The organism is Mucilaginibacter achroorhodeus, from assembly GCF_007846095.1.
In the GTDB taxonomy this organism is placed as follows: domain Bacteria; phylum Bacteroidota; class Bacteroidia; order Sphingobacteriales; family Sphingobacteriaceae; genus Mucilaginibacter; species Mucilaginibacter achroorhodeus.
The window spans coordinates 232,221-251,811 of the sequence record NZ_VOEI01000001.1 but is presented as its reverse complement, the minus strand read 5'-3'; the positions used below and the strand labels follow the sequence as shown (position 1 = coordinate 251,811).

General features: G+C 41.6%; 26 protein-coding genes and 1 tRNA gene. 14 read left to right on the top strand and 13 right to left on the bottom strand.

The window, feature by feature from the left end; genetic code table 11:
• Nucleotides 1-45: 45 nt before the first annotated feature.
• Nucleotides 46-1,197: an MFS transporter gene (locus FPZ42_RS01190; protein WP_261382232.1), complete on the top strand. Its 1,152-nt coding sequence runs from the start codon at nt 46-48 to the stop codon at nt 1,195-1,197.
• Nucleotides 1,198-1,200: 3 nt separating this feature from the next.
• Complete coding sequence (locus FPZ42_RS01185; protein ID WP_146268669.1) at nt 1,201-1,770, top strand: MarC family protein; 570 nt, start codon at nt 1,201-1,203, stop codon at nt 1,768-1,770.
• A 43-nt stretch (nt 1,771-1,813) separates the two neighbouring features.
• Here the strand turns inward: FPZ42_RS01185 and FPZ42_RS01180 are convergent, their stop codons facing one another.
• A complete protein-coding gene (locus tag FPZ42_RS01180) occupies nt 1,814-2,095 on the bottom strand; it encodes a hypothetical protein (protein ID WP_146268668.1) in 282 nt (93 codons plus the stop codon).
• 81 nt (nt 2,096-2,176) lie between these two features.
• Entirely contained in the window at nt 2,177-2,728 is a 552-nt protein-coding gene (locus FPZ42_RS01175) for a GNAT family N-acetyltransferase (protein WP_146268667.1), read from the bottom strand.
• 107 nt (nt 2,729-2,835) lie between these two features.
• Between FPZ42_RS01175 and FPZ42_RS01170 the strand changes: the two genes are divergently transcribed.
• Together FPZ42_RS01170 and FPZ42_RS01165 are read left to right on the top strand one after the other, a co-directional pair.
• Nucleotides 2,836-4,026 carry an ROK family transcriptional regulator gene (locus FPZ42_RS01170; RefSeq protein WP_146268666.1) on the top strand — a complete coding sequence of 397 codons (1,191 nt, stop codon included), beginning with the start codon at nt 2,836-2,838 and terminating at the stop codon, nt 4,024-4,026.
• 307 nt (nt 4,027-4,333) lie between these two features.
• Complete coding sequence (locus FPZ42_RS01165) at nt 4,334-6,661, top strand: family 78 glycoside hydrolase catalytic domain (protein ID WP_146268665.1); 2,328 nt, start codon at nt 4,334-4,336, stop codon at nt 6,659-6,661.
• A 37-nt stretch (nt 6,662-6,698) separates the two neighbouring features.
• Here the strand turns inward: FPZ42_RS01165 and FPZ42_RS01160 are convergent, their stop codons facing one another.
• Nucleotides 6,699-7,049, bottom strand: coding sequence for a HopJ type III effector protein (locus FPZ42_RS01160; RefSeq protein ID WP_261382203.1), 351 nt, complete (start codon nt 7,047-7,049; stop codon nt 6,699-6,701).
• Between the two features lie 94 nt (nt 7,050-7,143).
• Nucleotides 7,144-7,338, bottom strand: a complete 195-nt coding sequence (locus FPZ42_RS01155; protein ID WP_146268664.1) for a hypothetical protein — start codon at nt 7,336-7,338, stop codon at nt 7,144-7,146.
• A gap of 182 nt (nt 7,339-7,520) precedes the next feature.
• On the opposite strand from FPZ42_RS01155, the gene FPZ42_RS01150 reads away from it, so the two are divergent.
• The gene (locus FPZ42_RS01150; protein WP_146268663.1) at nt 7,521-7,739 is read left to right on the top strand and encodes a hypothetical protein; all 219 of its coding nucleotides are present in this window, start codon (nt 7,521-7,523) and stop codon (nt 7,737-7,739) included.
• An 88-nt stretch (nt 7,740-7,827) separates the two neighbouring features.
• Here the strand turns inward: FPZ42_RS01150 and FPZ42_RS01145 are convergent.
• Nucleotides 7,828-7,903: transfer RNA gene (locus tag FPZ42_RS01145), tRNA-Phe, on the bottom strand.
• 223 nt (nt 7,904-8,126) lie between these two features.
• On the opposite strand from FPZ42_RS01145, the gene FPZ42_RS01140 reads away from it, so the two are divergent.
• Genes FPZ42_RS01140 through FPZ42_RS01130 form a run of 3 tightly spaced genes read left to right on the top strand, consistent with a single transcriptional unit; the run spans nt 8,127 to nt 10,691 of the window.
• Nucleotides 8,127-9,425: a (Fe-S)-binding protein gene (locus FPZ42_RS01140; protein WP_146268662.1), complete on the top strand. Its 1,299-nt coding sequence runs from the start codon at nt 8,127-8,129 to the stop codon at nt 9,423-9,425.
• Between the two features lie 39 nt (nt 9,426-9,464).
• Nucleotides 9,465-9,896 (top strand): DUF2750 domain-containing protein, encoded by a 432-nt coding sequence (locus FPZ42_RS01135; protein ID WP_146268661.1) that lies wholly within the window; start codon nt 9,465-9,467, stop codon nt 9,894-9,896.
• Nucleotides 9,897-9,902: 6 nt separating this feature from the next.
• A complete protein-coding gene (locus FPZ42_RS01130; RefSeq protein ID WP_146268660.1) occupies nt 9,903-10,691 on the top strand; it encodes a (Fe-S)-binding protein in 789 nt (262 codons plus the stop codon).
• Between the two features lies 1 nt (nt 10,692).
• Here FPZ42_RS01130 and FPZ42_RS01125 read toward each other — a convergent pair whose 3' ends face one another.
• Both FPZ42_RS01125 and FPZ42_RS01120 read right to left on the bottom strand, forming a co-directional pair.
• Nucleotides 10,693-11,262, bottom strand: a complete 570-nt coding sequence (locus tag FPZ42_RS01125) for a hypothetical protein (protein WP_146268659.1) — start codon at nt 11,260-11,262, stop codon at nt 10,693-10,695.
• Entirely contained in the window at nt 11,259-11,744 is a 486-nt protein-coding gene (locus FPZ42_RS01120; protein WP_146268658.1) for a hypothetical protein, read from the bottom strand. Before FPZ42_RS01120 ends, FPZ42_RS01125 begins: the two co-directional genes overlap by 4 nt.
• A gap of 47 nt (nt 11,745-11,791) precedes the next feature.
• Between FPZ42_RS01120 and FPZ42_RS01115 the strand changes: the two genes are divergently transcribed.
• From FPZ42_RS01115 to FPZ42_RS01105, 3 genes are all read left to right on the top strand, one after another.
• Nucleotides 11,792-12,271: an ABC transporter ATPase gene (locus FPZ42_RS01115; protein WP_146268657.1), complete on the top strand. Its 480-nt coding sequence runs from the start codon at nt 11,792-11,794 to the stop codon at nt 12,269-12,271.
• Nucleotides 12,272-12,398: 127 nt separating this feature from the next.
• The gene (locus tag FPZ42_RS01110; protein WP_146268656.1) at nt 12,399-12,833 is read left to right on the top strand and encodes a hypothetical protein; all 435 of its coding nucleotides are present in this window, start codon (nt 12,399-12,401) and stop codon (nt 12,831-12,833) included.
• Nucleotides 12,834-12,964: 131 nt separating this feature from the next.
• Nucleotides 12,965-13,252, top strand: a complete 288-nt coding sequence (locus FPZ42_RS01105; RefSeq protein ID WP_146268655.1) for a YciI family protein — start codon at nt 12,965-12,967, stop codon at nt 13,250-13,252.
• A gap of 7 nt (nt 13,253-13,259) precedes the next feature.
• Here the strand turns inward: FPZ42_RS01105 and mtgA are convergent, their stop codons facing one another.
• From mtgA to rpsF, 4 genes are all read right to left on the bottom strand, one after another.
• Entirely contained in the window at nt 13,260-14,000 is a 741-nt protein-coding gene (mtgA, locus tag FPZ42_RS01100; RefSeq protein WP_146268654.1) for a monofunctional biosynthetic peptidoglycan transglycosylase, read from the bottom strand.
• Nucleotides 14,001-14,116: 116 nt separating this feature from the next.
• The gene (rplI, locus tag FPZ42_RS01095; RefSeq protein WP_146268653.1) at nt 14,117-14,560 is read right to left on the bottom strand and encodes a 50S ribosomal protein L9; all 444 of its coding nucleotides are present in this window, start codon (nt 14,558-14,560) and stop codon (nt 14,117-14,119) included.
• Between the two features lie 16 nt (nt 14,561-14,576).
• Entirely contained in the window at nt 14,577-14,840 is a 264-nt protein-coding gene (rpsR, locus tag FPZ42_RS01090) for a 30S ribosomal protein S18 (protein WP_095705209.1), read from the bottom strand.
• Nucleotides 14,840-15,205 carry a 30S ribosomal protein S6 gene (gene rpsF, locus FPZ42_RS01085; protein WP_117393838.1) on the bottom strand — a complete coding sequence of 122 codons (366 nt, stop codon included), beginning with the start codon at nt 15,203-15,205 and terminating at the stop codon, nt 14,840-14,842. The genes rpsR and rpsF overlap by 1 nt, the downstream gene beginning before the upstream one ends.
• A 203-nt stretch (nt 15,206-15,408) precedes the next feature.
• Here rpsF and FPZ42_RS01080 point away from each other — a divergent pair, with 203 nt between their 5' ends.
• From FPZ42_RS01080 to FPZ42_RS01070, 3 genes are all read left to right on the top strand, one after another.
• On the top strand, nt 15,409-15,948 hold the full coding sequence (locus FPZ42_RS01080; RefSeq protein ID WP_146268652.1) for a hypothetical protein: 540 nt from the start codon (nt 15,409-15,411) through the stop codon (nt 15,946-15,948).
• Between the two features lie 58 nt (nt 15,949-16,006).
• Complete coding sequence (locus FPZ42_RS01075) at nt 16,007-16,303, top strand: hypothetical protein (RefSeq protein WP_146268651.1); 297 nt, start codon at nt 16,007-16,009, stop codon at nt 16,301-16,303.
• Between the two features lie 72 nt (nt 16,304-16,375).
• Nucleotides 16,376-18,226: a DNA polymerase III subunit gamma/tau gene (locus tag FPZ42_RS01070; protein ID WP_146268650.1), complete on the top strand. Its 1,851-nt coding sequence runs from the start codon at nt 16,376-16,378 to the stop codon at nt 18,224-18,226.
• A gap of 79 nt (nt 18,227-18,305) precedes the next feature.
• Here FPZ42_RS01070 and FPZ42_RS01065 read toward each other — a convergent pair whose 3' ends face one another.
• On the bottom strand, nt 18,306-18,734 hold the full coding sequence (locus FPZ42_RS01065; protein WP_261382202.1) for a hypothetical protein: 429 nt from the start codon (nt 18,732-18,734) through the stop codon (nt 18,306-18,308).
• Nucleotides 18,735-18,784: 50 nt separating this feature from the next.
• Nucleotides 18,785-19,501: a hypothetical protein gene (locus tag FPZ42_RS01060; RefSeq protein ID WP_146268649.1), complete on the bottom strand. Its 717-nt coding sequence runs from the start codon at nt 19,499-19,501 to the stop codon at nt 18,785-18,787.
• Nucleotides 19,502-19,591: the final 90 nt, after the last annotated feature.

Here is a 19,591-nt window from a genome sequence, read left to right as displayed (position 1 = left end):
CTTTTTTGTTTTCATGGCTTTTGTAAGGGCATGAAGGTGAACAAGATGATTTGGGTGCTGGTATTAATAGCCGTAATAAATTCAATGGGATTCGGCATTATTATACCCCTGCTTTATCCTTACGGCAAAAAATTTGGTGTTACCGAGCACACCATCGGCCTGTTGACTGCAGCCTTCTCCATGGCACAATTCGTAGCTACGCCTATCCTTGGTTCCTTATCAGACAAATGGGGTCGTAAGCCCATTCTCATCATCAGTTTGATAGGGACGGCTATCTCTTTCGTTTTATTTGGCCTGGCCAACAGCGTTTTGGTGCTCTTTGCTGCCAGGATCCTTGACGGGTTAACCGGCGGAAACATCTCTGTTGCCCAAGCCATGATCTCTGATATTTCATCGCCAAAAGACCGGGCCAAAAACTTCGGGATATTAAGCTCCGCTTTTGGATTTGGTTTTGTTATTGGCCCGGCTGTGGGTGGCTTGTTGAGCAAGTTTGGGATGCATGTGCCTTTCTTTTTTGCCGCAGGAATAGCGGTGTTGGGCGTAATACTGTCCTTTATTTTCCTGAAAGAGACCAACCAAAACAAAAATGCAAAAAAGCAGGGCGGGGGTTTTAAGATCTCTTCATTGATAACTGTTTTAAAAAAGCCCGTGATCGGTACGGCAATATTTACCGGTTTTTTGCTGACCATGGCCCAATTCGCCATGATCATCGGTTTTCAAACCTTTAGCGTTGATGATCTAAAATTAAGCACGTCACAAACCGGGTTATTCTATGCTGGATTTGGTATCACGGGCATTTTGATGCAATTGCTTGTGCCCGCTATAAAAAAGTTGATCCCTTTGCAATCGGTTATTTTGCTGATCTCAACAATATTTTGTTTTGGGATGATGATGCTCACAGGATTTTCTACTGCTTTGGTATTGTTTGCCATTTCCATAGGTGTCTACGGATTATTCAACGGCTTACGTAACCCAATGCTCAATGCCATCATCGCCGACCATAATGACGAAAAGGAACGCGGCGAGGTAATGGGGGTAAACCAAGCTTATATATCGATAGGGCAAACATTGGGGCCTATTACCGCCGGATTAATAACGGTAATTTCGGTACATAGTGTTTTCTTTTTATCGGCTTTCTATATTTTAATTGCACTTTTGTTTAGCATTCGGTTAATAACAAAAGAAAAGCAATCCTAAGCTATGCATCCATTCATTTTTAAAGAGATATTATCTGTTACGATGATTCTCTTTGCTATCATTGATATAATGGGCACCATCCCTATTATTATACAGATGCGCCAAAAGGTTGGGCATATCCAATCGGAGAAAGCAAGTATAGCGGCCCTGGTACTGATGATAGCCTTTTTATTTGTAGGCGACGAACTGCTTGCCATCATCGGTTTGGATATATCTTCGTTTGCAATAGCCGGTTCTATTGTGATCTTTATCATCGCACTGGAGATGATACTGGGTGTTACTTTCTTTAAGGAAGAAGTGCCGGAAGCTGCATCAATTGTTCCCATAGCGTTCCCGCTTATAGCCGGTGCCGGTACCATGACAACCCTGCTTTCCCTAAAGTCTCAATATCAAACACAAAATATAGTGGTAGGTATTTTACTGAATACCCTGGTTGTTTACCTGGTGCTTAAGAACGTAAAATGGCTGGAAAAACTTTTGGGTAAAACCGGCTTGCACATATTACGTAAAGCCTTTGGGGTGATATTGTTGGCAATAGCTATAAAATTGTTCAGGAGTAACTCCGGATTATAAAAAGAAATAGCCGCTTAACGCGGCTATTTCTTTTTATATTTTTTTACCGGCTCCTGCCAACTTCAATGGCTTGTTTAATAGCCTTGGCATCAGCTTTTGAAAAGCCGTGTGCCTCTACCTTGTTGCCGTTATGATAAAAGCGAATGGTTGAGAAACCGATAAGCGGTGTATCTATCTCAACTGCCGATATGCTGTTATAAGCTACAGTGGTTTCATCACCGCTAAAAAAGCCGGGGATCCTAACCGTAATGCCGGTTGGCTCTACAATAACCTGAGCCGGGAAAATCTTGTTACCTTCCGAAAGGCGTGATGCAGTATATTTCATTTTGTGCAGGGATAATTTTAAAAAACGTTTATAATGTAAAGGTATTGTTCACACGCTACAGAACCTAACGAAAGTAGATGATCAAGATAATCTTAACTGCATGTGTTGATGCTGAACACCCAAAAGGAATATCTCATTTATTACTTTAAAACCTAACCGTTCGTAAAGGCGCTTAGCCTGCGGGCGGCTAACTAAAAGGCCTACCGTATCATGCCCTTCTTCTTTTATTTTATAGCACATGGCCTTTATTAACTTACTGCCTAAGCTGTGGCCCTGCCATTGGGGTAACACAGCCAGGCAATCTATATAATATTCGCCGGTTTGGGTCTCGTCTTCGGGTTCACCCGCAAAACCGTTTTCCTGTTTTATATGATCGAGGAATGGTTTGCGTAACTCCTGCAGCTTTGCACCATCATAGGCCATTATCATGCCCGCAATGTTTCCGTTCTCCTCTCTAACCAATATGTTTTGATAACTATATTGATTGTCCTTTGCAGTCACAAATTGGCTAAACAGATCTGTTTGTACTTGCAGATCATCACTATTGGCGAATTTGGTGGCAAGCGGGCCCATAGCCAGCAGTATTAAAGGTACTATTGATTTTGCATCGTTCGGATTGGCGTCCCTTATCATATGGTAAAATTGCTTAATATTTTGTTAAACAGCGTTTATAAATAAAATAATAAGGTTATTTAATACTTAATTTATTAAGCTAAGTTTGATAAGCCAACACCTGTTTAATGATCGTTATTAAAAAGCACGACCTACTAAGGAAGGAGCTTATCAAACAATTTTACTATAACAAACGCCTTACCCTAACCCAATTAAGTAAACTAACGCATAAAAGTTTGCCGCTGGTTACCACAACAGTAAATAACCTGGTTGAGGAGGGTTATATACTGGAACACGGGTTGGCACCGTCAACAGGTGGCAGGAGGGCATTATCATTTTTGCTGAACCGCCATCTAAAGCGCTACATAGTGGCGGTAGCAATAGATCAGTTTGTTACGCAGATAGTGATGTATGATATGCATAACAACGCAAAGATTGCCCCGGAAATTATCGAAATATTGATCACTAAAGATGATCCCTCGACGTTGGGAAAACTTACCGGGTTTATCAGGAGTTATATCCGGCGGTCAGGAATACCGGCAGAGCAAATATTAGGTGTAGGAATTGGCATGCCGGGTTTTGTCAACGCTGATGAAGGTGTAAACCACAGCTATTTTAAACCGGTGGGAGGCACCAGTCTTAAAGAATATTTAGCTAACGAAATAGAACTATCGGTTTACATTGATAACGATTCCAGCCTTATTGCACTTGCCGAACTAAAATTTGGCGCAGGGAAAAAGCACAAGGATGTATTAGTTGTTAACGTAGGCTGGGGCATTGGTTTGGGCATGATAGTAAACGGTCAGCTGTTTAGAGGCCACACAGGCTATGCCGGCGAGTTTAGCCATATACCACTTTCGCAAACTAACAAGATGTGCTCCTGTGGTAAACGTGGCTGTCTGGAAGTTGACGCCTCATTACTGGTGATGATAGAAAGGGCAAAGCATGAAATTGACAGCGGCGCCAGCTCAAGTATGGAAAAGATATATAAAAGCAGTAAGGAGTTGCCGGTAGAAGATTTTTTAAAAGCTGCCCGTGCAGGCGATCCGTTGGCTGTATCGATATTATCTGATGCAGCATTTTTGATAGGGAAGGGGATATCAACCCTGATACATATCATGAACCCGGGCCTTATTGTACTTAGTGGAAAAGGGGCCACGGCGGGTAAGATCTTAATGGCACCTATACAGCAGGCCATTAATGAGTTTTGCATACCATGGCTGGCCGAGCAAACAGAGATAGACGTATCGCAGTTGGCGGCCAATGCCAAGCTGTTAGGTGCCGCAACACTGGTAATAGAAAGTTGCGATTTTAAATAAAAAGATAGCCCGGCTTAGCTGGTGCAACAAAGATTTAAATATTTGATTGAGGTTAGTTAAAGCTGACCCGGTTCGCCGGGGCAGCTTTTTTTGTTTGCTTGAGAAACAAGGATATTCAGTATACAACATCTTTTGCGATTGTACACACATTAAAGGCCAGGCGATAGAAGGAACCTTGCAAATTTATAAGTAGGCGACAAAAATGCTGATAACCGCTAATGCGCTATGTAACAATATTATTGCGACTTAATGGATATGAGAATGTTTAGTACTTGTACTATATTAGGCTGTTATTCTTACGCCAATTATGAGAAGTTCCCTAATTAAACCAGGCGTGTTGCTGGCAGCTATTTTTATGCTTGTGAGTAATGCCTTTGCCCAAAAAGACCAATCAGGTGCCGATCCTGCATTTTTGCACAATCTCGCTACAGAATGGCAGGCTCATTGGATACAGATAGGATATCCGGAGGATAGTTTAAATCACCCCTCACAATACTTTAGCAAACAATTTAACTCATTAGGGAAAGTCAAGCAGGCCAGGTTATTTATAACCAGTCGTGGCTTGTACGAGGCTCAAATTAATGGCAAGCGGGTAGGGAACGCATATCTTACTCCAGGTTGGACAAGCTACAATAAACGTATTGCTTACCAAGCCTGGGATGTGACTGATCTTGTTAAAAAAGGCGATAATATTCTGCAGGTAACTTTGGGAGATGGCTGGTATCGCGGTGCCTTGGCGTTTGAGAACAGGCGTAATTATTTTGGTACTAAGTTATCCCTTATCTGCCAGCTTGAACTTACCTATACTAACGGCCATAAAGAGATCATTAGCTCTGATGATTCCTGGAAAAGCGGAGAAGGGCCGATCAGGCAATCTTCCATTAATAACGGAGAAACTATCGATCATAACCGTTTGCTGCAAGTAGATAAGCCAGTTAAAATTGTCGACGATTATGCAGGTAAATTAGTGCCAACAGAAAGTTACCCGGCAACCAAACATGAAGTATTTAAACCAATAAATGTTATGACCACTCCCAAAGGAGAAAAGGTACTGGATTTTGGCCAGAACCTGGTTGGCTGGGTAATGCTGAAAGTTAAAGGTAAGCAAGGTGATACCATTACCATACAGCACGCCGAGGTATTAGACAAAGCAGGTAATTTTTACATCGCAAACTTGCGGGGAGCACAAGCTACATCCACCTATATTTTAAAAGGGCAGGGAGAGGAGTTTTTTGAACCTCATTTTACTTATTTCGGTTTCAGGTACATTCAGATAAAAGGGCTTAGGGCAGATCCTGATCCTGAAGACTTTACTGCAGTTGCTGTTTACGCAGATATGCAACCGAGCGGCACGTTTGAGTGCTCTAACCCTATGCTGAATAAACTTCAGCATAATATTCAATGGGGGCAAAAAGGTAATTTTCTTTACGTACCTACAGACTGCCCTCAGCGCGATGAGCGCTTGGGTTGGACGGGTGATGCACAAGTGTTTGCCCGCACAGCAGCGTATAATTTTGATGTGCAGTATTTTTTTAAGCAATGGATGGTTGATGTGGCGTTAGACCAGCGGAAAGATGGGGCAGTCACTTTTGTGGTGCCCGATATTCTGGATGGTGCAGCAGGCAGCGCCGGTTGGGGCGATGTATCAACTGTTGTGCCCTGGACCATGTACCAGGTTTACGGCGATAAAGAAATATTGCAGCAACAGTATGAATCGATGAAAAAATGGGTTGGTTTTATGACCCAAAACAGCACAAATGATCTATGGAACAAAGGCGACCATTTTGGAGATTGGCTAAGCTACCATTCGCCTACCGATGATGGCAGCGATGCCATAACAGATAAGTATGAAATAGCGCAGTGCTTTTACGCATACAGCACACAACTGGTTATCAACGCTGCACGTGTTTTAGGTAAAACAGAAGATGTAAATTACTATTCAGCATTGCTTAACCGGATTAAAGATGCTTATCGTAAAGAGTATACAACTTATAGCGGTCGCATACTAAGCAATACTCAATCGTCTTATGTGCTTGCCCTGCAATTTGATATGCTGTTAGAAAAAGACCGCCCAACGGCGGCATCTTACCTGGTGAGTAAAATAAGGGCTTACGACCATCACCTCACTACCGGTTTCTTGGGAACGCCATACCTTTGCCATGTGCTTTCGCGATTCGGGCATACAAAGGAAGCTTACCGGCTCTTGCTACAGGATACATATCCAAGCTGGCTGTACCCCATTAAAATGGGTGCTACAACCATTTGGGAGCGATGGGATGGTATAAAACCCGACGGTAGCTTTCAAACTACGGCCATGAACAGCTTTAACCATTATGCTTATGGCGCCATAGGCGATTGGATGTACCAGCATATAGCAGGTATACAGGCAGGCAGCCCGGGTTATCAACAAGTGATCATTCGCCCTGATCTTGGGGGCGGGTTAACCTGGTGCAAGGCATCATATATCTGTCCTCAAGGTAAGATAATTGTTAGCTGGAAAATAGCCGATGGAAAGTTTACACTTGATGCAACCATTCCTAAAGGAAGTACCGCTGTTGTTTATTTACCGAATGCTGAAGGAAAAAATATTCAGCAGAAAAATATCCCCGCCGGGAATTACCACTTCAGCAATTAACAAAAAAGCTCCCGATTGTGCCGGGAGCTTTCTGTTTTTATCTTTCTTTTAAGGCTTCACCTTCAAAAGAGATGCCCGGCCAGCCGTTCAATATAAATTGCCTTATGTTTTGATGATCAGTACCGGTAGGATTATTCAATACCGATTGGTAATGCTCTGCAAATAGATACAGGGTATCTTCCTGGCTTAAGCCGTTTAACTCCGCAAACGCAAAAACCTTTGCGCTGCCCTGGTTTTGTGTTGCCTCGTTATAAGCCTCGCCATTTTTAAATGCCGTAGGCTGGTGTTCATAATCGGTTTCTATAAACTTCAGTACATCGCTAAAGGATAATGCACTTTGTTTGATATCGTTTAGCAAGGTTTTTATTTGTTCTTTCATGTTGCTCATGTTAGCAAGTACGTTACCACAAATATTCACAAAGTTGGGCAACTTGCCTAAAGCAATTTTAACATGACCAGATTTAATAAGAATAAGAGCCTATTTATTTGGGAATTTCTTTCTTAACAAATTTCTTGTAAAGATATTCTGCATAGCCCACACTTACGTAATCAGGGAACTTCCAGGTAGGGTAATATTTTCTTTGGATGTATTTAACTATGGTGAAGAATATAACGCCTAAAGCAAGCAAAGCAGCGAGGCCGAAAACAATTAATCCAAATATTGAAATAAGGTTCATTTTGTGGGGTTGTAATATTAAACGAATATATGATTTATAGCTGATTCAATAAAGCCGTAAACTACTAAATATCGATCTACCAGAACTGAAAATTTGGCAGTTGAAACCTATGGAAATGCGGATCCGATTATATCACGTAAACCAAAATCAGTTCCGCGCGTTGTTGATTTAAATTAAACGTTATGAAAAACCCATTCAAAAAAGAAGACAATCACGGTATACTAATATCAGGTCTCCTTATAGGAGCCATGTTTGCAGGTGCGATTACTTACTTATATATTAAAAAGAAAAGTGAGTTACAAGAAGCCGGCGAAGATATTAAAGAACATGCAAAAGACTATCTAAAGAAAAAGGCCGGTAAATTAAAGAAACACAAAAGCGACATTAGCGATCTGGTATAGATGAATTATCGCTGCTTTGGACAATGCGCTTGTTGAATAACTGAAACAAAAAAGCCTTTAATCTTTCGACTAAAGGCTTTTGCTTTTTTGGTGGTGCCAGCTGGAATCGAACCAGCGACACAAGGATTTTCAGTCCTTTGCTCTACCAACTGAGCTATGGCACCATCATCCCGTTTGGGGTCTGCAAATGTAGCGTTTTTTTCAGTTTTTAAAATTTTTTTTTCAAAATAGGGCAACAGTGGCATATCTGCTATTGATTATCAGTGCATTAATTTTAAAAAAGCTTTTTATCAAGCTAAATCATCTGCATCTAAAACATTTCATACCTTGTGACATTAAAACAAATAACTATTTTCGCTATTAAATACTATGCATGCATAATAAATTATGATCGGACAAGCTATCTTTTTTATCATATTGGCCGCTGCAGTTTACCTCTTCTGGAAAAATGCAGCTAAGATCCGTCGTAATATTTTATTGGGAAGGGATGCAGATTTTAGTGATCGTCCGGCTGAACGCTGGGCAACCATGGCGCGTGTAGCTCTCGGTCAAAGTAAAATGACCAAGCGCCCCGTAGCGGCCATCCTTCACTTATTTGTGTATGTAGGCTTTGTGATAATCAATATAGAGGTATTGGAGATATTGATCGATGGGCTATTTGGTTCGCACCGGGTATTTTCCAAACCGTTGGGAAGCTTTTATGGCTTGCTTATAGGCAGCTTTGAGGTTTTGGCGTTATTGGTACTGCTAGCATGCTTGATTTTCCTGGTGAGGCGTAATGTATTAAAGTTAAAGCGTTTCACCGGGCAGGAAATGACCGCGTGGCCAAAATCTGATGCAAACTATATCCTGATTACGGAAGTATTGTTAATGGCGGCTTTTCTAACCATGAATGCTGCCGATTATAAGTTACAGGCTTTGCATTACGGCCATTATTTACAAGCCGGCAATTTCCCTGTAAGTGAGTTTATAGCGCCTTTGCTGCCATCACAAGCAAGTGCGTTGGTTGTTGCAGAGCGTGTTTGCTGGTGGTTTCACATTGTAGGCATATTGGCTTTTTTAAATTACCTGCCTTATTCTAAGCATTTCCACATTTTGCTGGCTTTCCCAAATACGTATTATTCCAGGCTTAAGCCTAAAGGACAGTTCACTAATATGGCTTCGGTAACCAACGAGGTAAAGGCCATGCTTGATCCGTCTTTTGTACCCGAGCCTGCTGATGTAAGCCGCTTTGGCGCAAAGGACGTGACCGACCTTACCTGGAAAAACCTGATGGATGCCTACACCTGTACCGAGTGCGGGCGTTGCACATCGGTTTGCCCGGCAAATATCACTGGTAAAAAGCTGTCGCCCCGTAAGATCATGATGGATACCCGCGATAGGGTCACCGAAGTTGGTAACAACATAGACAAGCACGGAAAGGATTTTACCAACGAAAATACTTTGCTGGATAACTACATTACCCGCGAGGAATTATGGGCCTGTACAACCTGTAATGCATGCGTAGAGGCTTGTCCGGTTAACATTAACCCGCTGGAAATTATAACAGAGATGCGCCGATATGTGGTAATGGAAGAGTCACAGGCGCCTGCAAGTTTAAATAACATGTTTGGCAATATGGAAAACAATGGTGCACCTTGGAAGTACAGCCAGGCAGATAGATTGAACTGGGCGGAAAAAAGTTAGATAATGATCCAGATTTGATGGATCACAAAAAGGAATTTAATGGATCAAGAAACAGAGGCTTTTAAAGCCGTATATAAAACATTTGTAGAAAAGGCTGCAGCCAACCGGTCGGTATGGGGATTGAAAGGAAAAGGCGGTTGGGCAAATGCAGATGCAAGTGGCGAAGCAGATGCTGTTATCCCGTTTTGGAATGACCGGGCCCAGGCTAAAGCTTGTGCACGTGATGACTGGAAAGGTTTTCTGCCGACAGAGATATTTTTAGCAGATTTTTTGGAGAATTGGTGCATGGAAATGGCAGAAAATGATACGCAGGCAGGGATCAATTGGAATGCACAAATGCAGGGAGTAGAAGTTGATGCTATTGACCTGGCGATGGATATTTTAAATCGGTTGAATGAAGTTAATTCGGGCATTACATTTTCCGGCTACAGCAGCATTAAAGACTTTATAAGCAACATCAGCGAAGAATAAGAGCTTATGGAACAAAAGATACCTACAATGGCCGAAATGGCTGCCGAAGGCAAACAACCGGAAATACTGTTTTGGGTTGGTTGTGCCGGTAGTTTTGATGAACGTGCGCAACGCATAACCCGCGACATTTGTAAGATACTACAGCATGTAGACATAAGTTTCGCGGTTTTGGGTACAGAAGAAGGCTGCACCGGCGACCCTGCCAAACGTGCCGGGAATGAGTTTTTGTTCCAGATGCAGGCCATGACCAACATACAGGTGCTGGATGGCTACAACATTAAAAAGATTGTTACCGGTTGCCCGCACTGTTTCAATACCATCCGCAATGAGTATCCTGCCCTGGGCGGCAATTATGAAGTGATACATCACTCGCAATTGATACAGCAACTCATAGACGATGGCAAGTTAAAAGCCGAAGGCGGCGAGAGCTTTAGAGGCCGTAAGATCACTTTTCATGATCCCTGTTACCTTGGTAGGGGCAATGATGTTTACGAGGCCCCCCGCCGCGCATTGGAAATTTTAGATGCCGACCTGGTTGAAATGAAACGTTGCAAAAGCAACGGACTTTGCTGTGGTGCTGGTGGTGCCCAAATGTTTAAAGAACCTGAGCCGGGTAAAAAGGACATCAACGACGAGCGCATGCAGGATGTTCTGGAAGCAAAAGCGGATGTCATCGCATCAGGCTGCCCTTTCTGCATGACCATGCTTACCGATGGCATAAAACACATGGAAAAGGAGCAGGAAATAAAAGTGCTCGATATTGCAGAAATTACGGTTAAGGCGAACGGCCTGTAAGCTATTTGATCCAAACGGTAACAATGCCGTTTTTGGCATTTGGGCCGTACAGTTCTTGCGGCACCGGATGTTTGCTATAATAAATGTCTGTTATATTTTCCGGTTTAACCGCTGATAACCTCGTAAAACAATCTGTTTGAAGAACTGGTTGCCCGTTAATTAAAAGTATCGGTTCTTTGGAGACAATTCCGTTTTTAGCGGCTTCAGGCTTTGTATATTTAGCTAATGCTGTTTTCAAAGTTGATTGTTTTATAAATTTGTTCTGCTCACCTTTTTTTAAAATCAATACCGTAATTTTTCCAGGGTTATTTGTAGAAGGCATTAGTTCTTCATTCCAAAAAGGATCGATAGTTAGCAGGTCAGTGCCTTTGATCAATGCCAGGTCGCTGTTTAATTTTATAGAGTCTTTAGGCTCATACATTATTTTATTAAATGCGTAGCCTGATATCTTTCCGGGCTTATAAGCAGTATTACATTTTAATAACCAGCTATCAATTTGTTGCTTGGTTATATTTTGTGCTTCAGTAACTGTTGCAAAACAAATGAGAAAGACAATCAAAATATATCTCATGGATTTTTTCCTTTAAGAAATGTCAACGCTTCTTTTAAACTGTCCAGCCTTTTTGGCGACAGTTTCTTCACGGGTAGATCCCACTGGGTAACCATGGAGTCGAGGTCGCCGGCAGGGTCTTCAAAGGTTTGATAGATAATATCGTCGGTAACGGTTTTAAATTCTAAAGTATCAGTATTCGCTGTTCCCGGCTTAAAGTTAAGGGCATCCATGCGGTTTATCCTGAATGAGAAATATTCCTGTTTACCCTGTTGATAAGTTTTTCTTAAGCGGATAAAATGATCTGGTGTAAGATTGATCTCAAACTTTTTGATGTTAGCGTCAACTGAAGGGTCATAAGTCTCGTTGAGGAAGCGATTACCCCAGGCAGTCCATTCCAGGTCGTCCATAAAACCTTTAAAGCTGCATAATAACAGGCAAATAATCAGTAACGCAATACCTGAGCGAATTTTTAAAACAGGTTTTACAATTGATGCTCGCATGACAACTTAAACTATTCTTAAGTTAAAAAATCAAGTAAATTTGTTCCATGGAATTTTCTTCACATTCAAGGGTTTGGATCTACCAATCGGACAGGGAATTAACAGCATTAGAGGCGCAGGAAGCGCAGGTTTTGTTAGACAACTTTACCCGCAGCTGGACAGCACACAATAACAAGTTATTAGCCAAGGCCGAAATTAGATACAACCGTTTTTTGATTTTGTTTGTGGATGAAAGCCAGGCAGGTGCAAGTGGCTGTTCAATAGATAAATCTGTTCATTTTATAAAGCAGTTGGAACAGCACTTCGGCATTAATTTATTTGATCGATTTAATTTGGCTTACCGTGATGGCGATGTCATCAGATCAGTTCCGAGGCAACAATTTGAGAACTTGATTAAAGAAGCAAAGATCAAGGACGACACCATCGTATTTAATAATCTTGTGCAAACCCTTGCAGACCTGCGCACAAAATGGGAAGTTCCATTTAACGAAAGCTGGCATGTGCAGCTATTTGGAAGCTTGTCGTAAATTTAACCATTGGTTTACGTTTTCATAAATGGCAAATAAAAGTTAATGATTAGATAATATCTATAGCAATTAATTAGTGTGTAGGATGTTATCTTTAATCAATTATTAACCTTTAATCTTTTTTATCATGAAAAAAGCCATTTTATTATGCAGTGTGATGTTTCTGTTTTGCTTTACGGTTAAAGCGCAAATAGTTTCGGCCGACGTTCAAACTAAAGAAGCTTTTGCGCCAAACACAGTAACGAAAGCCATGCCAGCTGATGTAAATGCTGTTAAACCCGTTATGTATAGTTTGACCGTACAAAACAACACCGGTAGCGGCACGTTCCAATTTCAGCTTGTTCCACAATTTTCCGGCGGTACTAACGCGTCGTTTAACTTTACCTCTTCACAAACCATTAGCGTAGTAGGTGGGGTGTATAACATATATTTACGCGGGCCGGGCCAAAACTATAGATTTGCTTATCAAATTTGTGCTACCTCTGGCAACAGTACCGGGCCGTATGCTACATTTAGTAACGTTAATATTTGCTCAGATAATGGTGTCATCTCTGTAAACTAATTCAATTAGTATCAAATAAAACAAAACGTCCCCGCGTGACCTTATGATCCGCGGGGATTTTTATTTAACCGTTTGTTGTATTAAGGCGGTGGCTTTTGCGAACTTTCGCTATAGTTCAGTGTTTAAAGATCATGTTTATTATTGATTTACATTATACTGCGCCTCTGGAGGAATTAGATAATTATATGGCTGCGCACGTTAGTTACCTCGACAAATATTACAAAGCCGACGTGTTTTTAATGAGTGGAAGGAAAGTGCCACGTACTGGTGGTGTAATTATAGCCCAGGCAGACTCAAAAGAAATTTTAGAAAAGATAATTGCTGAAGATCCGTTTCACAAACACAATCTTGCGGAATTTTCGATAACAGAATTTAACGCGTCTAAAAGCCATCCGGCCATAAACGGTATAATCAGGTAATGTTCTTTTAAAACTCCAGCGGTCCTAACCTTCGCATGTTTTTTAATATCAGGTACTGCCGGTGTTTTAGATAGCGGGTAGGGTTGGTGGCGCTCCAACGCAGCGGGCTTGGGAATATAACTGCAATAGCAGCTGCCTGCCGTTTGGTTAACTGTGATGCTGGCTTATGAAAGTAGGATTGAGATGCTGCATCCACACCATATATACCATCGCCCATTTCAATAACATTGAGATATACTTCCATAATCCGCTTCTTGCCCCAAAAAGCCTCTATCAACACGGTAAACCATGCCTCAAGTCCCTTGCGCACAAAAGAGCGCCCCGGCCAAAGGAAAACATTCTTGGCTGTTTGTTGCGTTATGGTGCTGCCACCAATCAGCTTTTTACTTTTAGAGTTTTTCTCTATCGCCTTTTCTATCGCATGAAAATCAAAACCATGGTTCTCTAAAAACGTCTGATCTTCGGCAGCAACGGCAGCGCGTTTCATAGGGTCAGCAATTTGGTCAAAGTCCACCCATTTTTTGTCTACCTTCCACTCAAGACCGCGGCCTTTGCGTTCAAAGCCCCGCTGTATCATTAACCAGGTAACCGGAGGGTTCACAAAACGGTACAAAATCACAAAAAAAAGGCTTGAGCCCACAAACAAAATAAAAACAAGTTTAACAACACGTAACACCAGTTTTAAGATGCCATTACGGTGAATGCCTGTGGTGTTGCCTTTTTTGCGGGATTGCGCTTTTTTAGCCATTTAAGATGCATATGTAAGGTAAATAAAAAAGGAGCAGGGCAAATGCCAAACTCCTTTTTTAAAATTCTAAATCCTAAGTTCTAAACTCTAAAAGAGTAGGAACGGGGATATTATAATTATTCAGCTACTACTTCAAAAGGTACCTGAACTTTTACTTCTTTGTGCAGGTTTACGTTAGCAACGTACTCGCCCAATACTTTTGGCTCCTGGTCAAAAGTGATACGGCGACGATCAACGTCAAAACCTTCTTTTTTCAATGCATCAGCAACCTGGATGGTATTGATAGCACCGAAGATTTTACCACTTTCGCCTGCTTTAGCGCCGATAGTAAGTTTTACACCTTCTAATTTAGCAGCAATAGCATCAGCATCTTTGCGGATCTTTTCTTGTTTAAACTGAGCTTGTTTGATGTTCTCAGCCAAAACTTTACGTGCACTTTCAGTAGCTAATATAGCATAACCCTTAGGGATAAGAAAGTTGCGGCCGTAACCCGGCTTTACATTCACTACATCGTCTTTATCGCCGAGGTTCTTTACGTCTTGTTTTAAAATAACTTCCATTTGTTTACCTCCTTGATTATTTTAATGAGTCTGTAACATAAGGTAATAAACCGATGTGGCGCGCGCGTTTAACAGCCTGTGCCACTTTACGCTGAAACTTCAATGAAGTACCTGTTAAACGGCGAGGTAATACTTTACCCTGGTCGTTAACAAATTTTAAAAGGAAGTTAGCGTCTTTGTAATCGATGTATTTGATACCGTTCTTTTTAAAACGGCAGTATTTTTTACGGTTATCCTCCACTTTTGGAGCAGTAACGTATTTAATTTGGTCGTTTGCCATTAGTTGTTCTCCTCCGCTTTAGCTGCAGGTTTTTTGTTGAAAGCACCGCTGCGTTTTTTCTCGTTGTAAGCAATGGCATGTTTATCCAAAGCAATAGTTAAGAAACGCAGAACGCGCTCATCACGTCTGAATTCAACCTCCAATTTGTTAATTAAATCACCCGGAGCCTTGTATTCAGTTAAGTGATAGTACCCTGTAGTTTTCTTTTGAATTGGGTACGCTAATTTTCTCAAACCCCAATTGTCTTCTTGGACAATTTCGGCTCCGCCATCAGTTAAGATCTTTGTGAATTTGGCAATTGCCTCTTTCGCAACGTCTTCTGAAAGCAACGGGGTTAGAACGATCACGGTTTCGTACTGTTGCATTATAAATTGATTTTTAATTATTTACCCAGTATATCGGGGCTGCAAATGTAGAAAGAATAAATTTATTTTCAAAGACAAATATCCATATTTTCAGCCCTTTAAACTATTGATCAATTAGATGAAAAAACTTTTACTAACGCTTATCGCAGGTGCTACGTTTTTAATTGCCAATGGCCAAACTTCTTTAGGCCTAAAGAAAAGCCATGACCGATAGCGTTTGCAATTGCTTAACCAGGGTTGACCTGCAAACTGTTAAAGGCAAAGCTGATGCTACCGCCATCTTTACAAACTGTTTCGTAAAGCATGCCAACCTGTTATTCGAAGTTGCCGAGGAAAAGCATGTAGATACGGGTGATAAAGCTGGCATGAGACAGATTGGTATTGATATAGGTAAAAACCTGTTTAGGCAAAATTGCCAGGCCTTTTCAGAAATATCTATAAAAATGGCATCAAAGGAATTAGAAGAACGAGATGACGATGCTGATATTAGCAACAAAAGCATTGGAACATTTAAACGGATAGATAACAAAGGCTTTAATTATGTTGTAATTTTAAGCGGCGGTAAAGAGAAATCATTTTTGTGGTTTGGACAGTTTCAAGGCTATGATAAATTTACCGGTCCGATAACTGGGTTGGTTGGAAAGAAATTAAAGATATGCTGGAAGCAAACGGAAGCCTATTTGCCTGGTGCTAAAGGATATTTTCAGCTAAAAGAGATCACCGCGATCGAAATTTTAAAATAGGCTTATCAATTGGTTACATGGCATGTTATTTGTCGTTCTCAAATCAAATAACATCGCCATGAATTACTGCTATCAACCCCATGCGTTCAACGCTTTAGAATATGCAATTTTATTAATGCAAGCCCCAGGCGCCGATGACGACGGCGATGGTTCTGATAACCTTGCCGACGAGTTAAATCTGAATACCCCCGACGAAAGCCTGCCAAAAGAGGGAAGTTGGGATGATGAAGAAGACGAGGATTTTGAAGACCAAACCGAGTGGCGTAACGATTTGAAGGAGATACGCGTTGGAGACGATGTGAATGAGCCTGACCCTGAAGATGCTGATCATTTACCGGATGACGACCTGCAATAAGCTTCAGTTTGCCGGCCTTTAAATACTGATTTAGCCTTTCAGCTTAGCCATTTTCTTGCTACCTTAGTGGCTGTGGATAATTTTATTGTTTCGGCACGTAAGTATCGCCCGGCAACGTTTGAAACCGTTGTTGGTCAGCAACATATAACCAATACGTTAAAAAACGCTATCAAAAATAATCAGCTGGCACAGGCATTTTTATTCTGCGGGCCACGTGGGGTGGGTAAAACAACATGCGCGCGTATCCTGGCAAAAACCATCAACTGTACCAATTTACAGCCAAATGGTGAAGCTTGTGGCGAGTGCGATAGCTGCCGTGCTTTCCAGAACGGCAATTCTTTTAACGTACACGAGCTTGATGCTGCATCAAATAACTCGGTTGACGATATTCGCAGCCTGATCGATCAAGTGCGTATACCGCCGCAGGCAGCACGCTACAAGGTTTATATTATCGATGAGGTGCACATGCTATCTCAGGCTGCATTCAATGCTTTCCTGAAAACGCTTGAGGAACCACCTAACTATGCCATATTTATATTAGCTACAACAGAGAAGCATAAAATACTGCCAACCATACTTTCCCGATGCCAGATCTTTGATTTTAACCGCATCAGGGTAGAGGATATGTCGGGGCACCTTGCCAATATCGCCAAAAAAGAAAACATCTCTTACGAGGATGACGGCTTACACATCATCGCCCAAAAAGCGGATGGCGGTTTAAGGGATGCGTTATCGATGTTCGATCAGATAGTTAGCTTCTCCGGTGCCAATGTTACTTATAAAGCCGTAATAGATAATCTTAACATCCTCGATTACGATTACTACTTTAACATAACCGATAGATTATTACAAGAAGACAGCGCTCAAACGCTATTGCTTTTTGATGAGATATTATCAAAGGGCTTTGACGGAGCCCATTTCATTTCAGGTCTGTCAGAACACCTTCGGAATTTGTTAGTGGGTAAAGATACCTCTACTATTAAATTGCTCGAGGTAAGCGAAACCATCAAGGCGCGTTATCTGCAGCAATCTCAGGCGGCGTCGGCATCGTTTCTGTTATCGGCCATGAATATTGCCAACCAATGCGAGATAGGTTATAAGCAGAGTAAGAATCAGCGGCTACAGGTTGAGCTGGCGTTGCTGAAAATGAGCAACCTGCAATCCGTGTTTAACCTGGCAAGTATGCCGGCCGGTAATGCAGCTGCTCCCAACGGAGAGTTAAAAAAAAAACCTGATACCTCAGTAAATCAGTCACCGCCGCAATCCAAAATAAATGACGATGTTGCTATAGTTCGCGATACTCCTGTAAGTTACAATACAGGTAAAATATCGCAGTCGGCGCCTGTCACTTCTGCTCCGGTAAGCGCTACACTGTCATTAAGCGCCAAACCTGTTGCAGTCAAAGAACCTGCTGCAGAGAAAGTAAACAGCTTTGTGCCAAACATAAATATTCCGACTTCTTCCATTAAGATACCCAAGTTTAATGAATTGGGTAAAATAGTAGAAGAGGAAGCTAAGGAAGAAGAAGATCCGTATCTAAAGGGTGAGGACAAAGAAGCCTTTACGCAAGATCAGTTTCTGCAAAGCTGGAGTAATTATGCGGCCAAGATAAAAGCCGATGGTAAAGCCATGAGCCTGGTGACCATATTTACAGCTAACGCTCCAAAACATATCAACAAGGAAATTTACGAGATAGTTGTATCAAACAAAGTACAGGAGGCAGCCTTTAAAGAAGAGCGCCCATATTTGCTCAATTACCTGCGTACCACCCTTAGAAATTTTGATATTGAAGTAAATGTACGGGTGGAGGAAACTACTGCTGTGCGTAAACCTTATACCTCGTTAGAAAAATTTCAGTATCTGGCTGCAAAGAACCCTCAATTGTTGGAATTAAGGAGCAGGTTTAACCTCGATTTCGATTGATCAAGTGTAGATTGAGTAAACAAGTATAGACTAAATAAAAAGGACGGCTTATCGGGCCGTCCTTTTTACTTGGTATTGATTATTTCTCTGGTGTATCATTTTTAGGATAGCCTTCCTCGTCCAGGTCATCCCTGTCATCTTCGGGCGTGTGAGCTAATGCTTCGTCGCGCGGGTTTAGCTCAACTATCTTACCACTGTCAATATGCATCCCTAATGATTCTGCATCCGTTTCTAACGAACGGTCGGCATCGTATTCACCTTTGGTATCATACGGGTTAGCTTCGTCATATGTAGAATCGATATCCTCACCATTATTGGCGGTAGTATCGTACGGGTCCGGGTGATCGTAATCTTCGTTATCGCCCTTTATATCGTATTCGTAACTGTTAGCTTCTTCATCGTAGTTAAGGTTCTCATCATCTACAATGTCATCATTTTCACCTTCAAGGGGTGTGTTCCTATCTTCAGGGTCGGTTACAAAATCGTCATTTGGCTCGGTGGTATTCATAGGTTTAAATGTTTATAAAACAGTAACCAAAATCTTGCCAAAAACGGTTCTTATAAAGTTTTACGATATGAGGTTACGCCGCCAAGCGCAAATTTTAGGTTGATACTGATCTGCGACCACACATCCTTGCTTTTGCCAGCTGTGAAGCCATCCAAATTATCGGTAAGGTCAAAATTTAGTTGATAACCAACGTCTATCTTAAATGAAGGCTGGCTGTATTGGTTAAAGAATTTAAACTCGTAACCTATGCGGGCGGGTATATACAGCTCGTTGCTTTTATTGAGACCGCCAGAATAAAACGGGTCGCCGTTGGGATATTGAAGTTTCTGCGAAACGCGATTGATGTCTTTCATGTTGTTAAGCACGTAACCCACACCAGTAGAAAGGTAAAGGTTTTTCAATCCCGCCATGATGCCGCCGCCACTGTAATCTATAATTTCGCCAGCTTGCAGCTGCCCTCTAAAAACCAAAGCTGTGTAAGAGTTTTTAAAATATCTGCCCGTGGTAGATAGTTTATCGCCACCTTCTAAAGTACCTGCCTGAACTTCAAAAATGTAATTGGCATAAGGTGTTTGATTAAAATTGAAACTAACGGCAGCAGAAGGAGTGCCTTTGGTTGTTTGTGCATCGCCGTAAACAGTGTTGTAAGCTCCACCCAAGCCTAAATCATACTGGGCATAATCATAACCTATCTGGGCTTTAGCAGCCAAAGAGATAACCGCAAATGCCAGTGTTAAAAAAGTACCTTTAATGAACAATTTGGTCATAATGAACAATAAACTGCATTAGGGAGCACAGATTGAATGTAAAGGTAACAGCCTCATTTTAAAAAACAACTTTTTGTAATTAGTTGAGGG

Excerpts from the sequence above, each read along its gene's own strand:
- FPZ42_RS01190 (WP_261382232.1), top strand. The coding sequence starts at position 46 with ATGATTTGGGTGCTGGTATTAATAGCCGTAATAAATTCAATGGGATTC.
- FPZ42_RS01185 (WP_146268669.1), top strand. The coding sequence starts at position 1,201 with ATGCATCCATTCATTTTTAAAGAGATATTATCTGTTACGATGATTCTC.
- FPZ42_RS01180 (WP_146268668.1), bottom strand. The coding sequence starts at position 2,095 with ATGAAATATACTGCATCACGCCTTTCGGAAGGTAACAAGATTTTCCCG.
- FPZ42_RS01175 (WP_146268667.1), bottom strand. The coding sequence starts at position 2,728 with ATGATAAGGGACGCCAATCCGAACGATGCAAAATCAATAGTACCTTTA.
- FPZ42_RS01170 (WP_146268666.1), top strand. The coding sequence starts at position 2,836 with ATGATCGTTATTAAAAAGCACGACCTACTAAGGAAGGAGCTTATCAAA.
- FPZ42_RS01165 (WP_146268665.1), top strand. The coding sequence starts at position 4,334 with ATGAGAAGTTCCCTAATTAAACCAGGCGTGTTGCTGGCAGCTATTTTT.
- FPZ42_RS01160 (WP_261382203.1), bottom strand. The coding sequence starts at position 7,049 with ATGAGCAACATGAAAGAACAAATAAAAACCTTGCTAAACGATATCAAA.
- FPZ42_RS01155 (WP_146268664.1), bottom strand. The coding sequence starts at position 7,338 with ATGAACCTTATTTCAATATTTGGATTAATTGTTTTCGGCCTCGCTGCT.
- FPZ42_RS01150 (WP_146268663.1), top strand. The coding sequence starts at position 7,521 with ATGAAAAACCCATTCAAAAAAGAAGACAATCACGGTATACTAATATCA.
- FPZ42_RS01140 (WP_146268662.1), top strand. The coding sequence starts at position 8,127 with ATGATCGGACAAGCTATCTTTTTTATCATATTGGCCGCTGCAGTTTAC.
- FPZ42_RS01135 (WP_146268661.1), top strand. The coding sequence starts at position 9,465 with ATGGATCAAGAAACAGAGGCTTTTAAAGCCGTATATAAAACATTTGTA.
- FPZ42_RS01130 (WP_146268660.1), top strand. The coding sequence starts at position 9,903 with ATGGAACAAAAGATACCTACAATGGCCGAAATGGCTGCCGAAGGCAAA.
- FPZ42_RS01125 (WP_146268659.1), bottom strand. The coding sequence starts at position 11,262 with ATGAGATATATTTTGATTGTCTTTCTCATTTGTTTTGCAACAGTTACT.
- FPZ42_RS01120 (WP_146268658.1), bottom strand. The coding sequence starts at position 11,744 with ATGCGAGCATCAATTGTAAAACCTGTTTTAAAAATTCGCTCAGGTATT.
- FPZ42_RS01115 (WP_146268657.1), top strand. The coding sequence starts at position 11,792 with ATGGAATTTTCTTCACATTCAAGGGTTTGGATCTACCAATCGGACAGG.
- FPZ42_RS01110 (WP_146268656.1), top strand. The coding sequence starts at position 12,399 with ATGAAAAAAGCCATTTTATTATGCAGTGTGATGTTTCTGTTTTGCTTT.
- FPZ42_RS01105 (WP_146268655.1), top strand. The coding sequence starts at position 12,965 with ATGTTTATTATTGATTTACATTATACTGCGCCTCTGGAGGAATTAGAT.
- mtgA (WP_146268654.1), bottom strand. The coding sequence starts at position 14,000 with ATGGCTAAAAAAGCGCAATCCCGCAAAAAAGGCAACACCACAGGCATT.
- rplI (WP_146268653.1), bottom strand. The coding sequence starts at position 14,560 with ATGGAAGTTATTTTAAAACAAGACGTAAAGAACCTCGGCGATAAAGAC.
- rpsR (WP_095705209.1), bottom strand. The coding sequence starts at position 14,840 with ATGGCAAACGACCAAATTAAATACGTTACTGCTCCAAAAGTGGAGGAT.
- rpsF (WP_117393838.1), bottom strand. The coding sequence starts at position 15,205 with ATGCAACAGTACGAAACCGTGATCGTTCTAACCCCGTTGCTTTCAGAA.
- FPZ42_RS01080 (WP_146268652.1), top strand. The coding sequence starts at position 15,409 with ATGACCGATAGCGTTTGCAATTGCTTAACCAGGGTTGACCTGCAAACT.
- FPZ42_RS01075 (WP_146268651.1), top strand. The coding sequence starts at position 16,007 with ATGAATTACTGCTATCAACCCCATGCGTTCAACGCTTTAGAATATGCA.
- FPZ42_RS01065 (WP_261382202.1), bottom strand. The coding sequence starts at position 18,734 with ATGAATACCACCGAGCCAAATGACGATTTTGTAACCGACCCTGAAGAT.
- FPZ42_RS01060 (WP_146268649.1), bottom strand. The coding sequence starts at position 19,501 with ATGACCAAATTGTTCATTAAAGGTACTTTTTTAACACTGGCATTTGCG.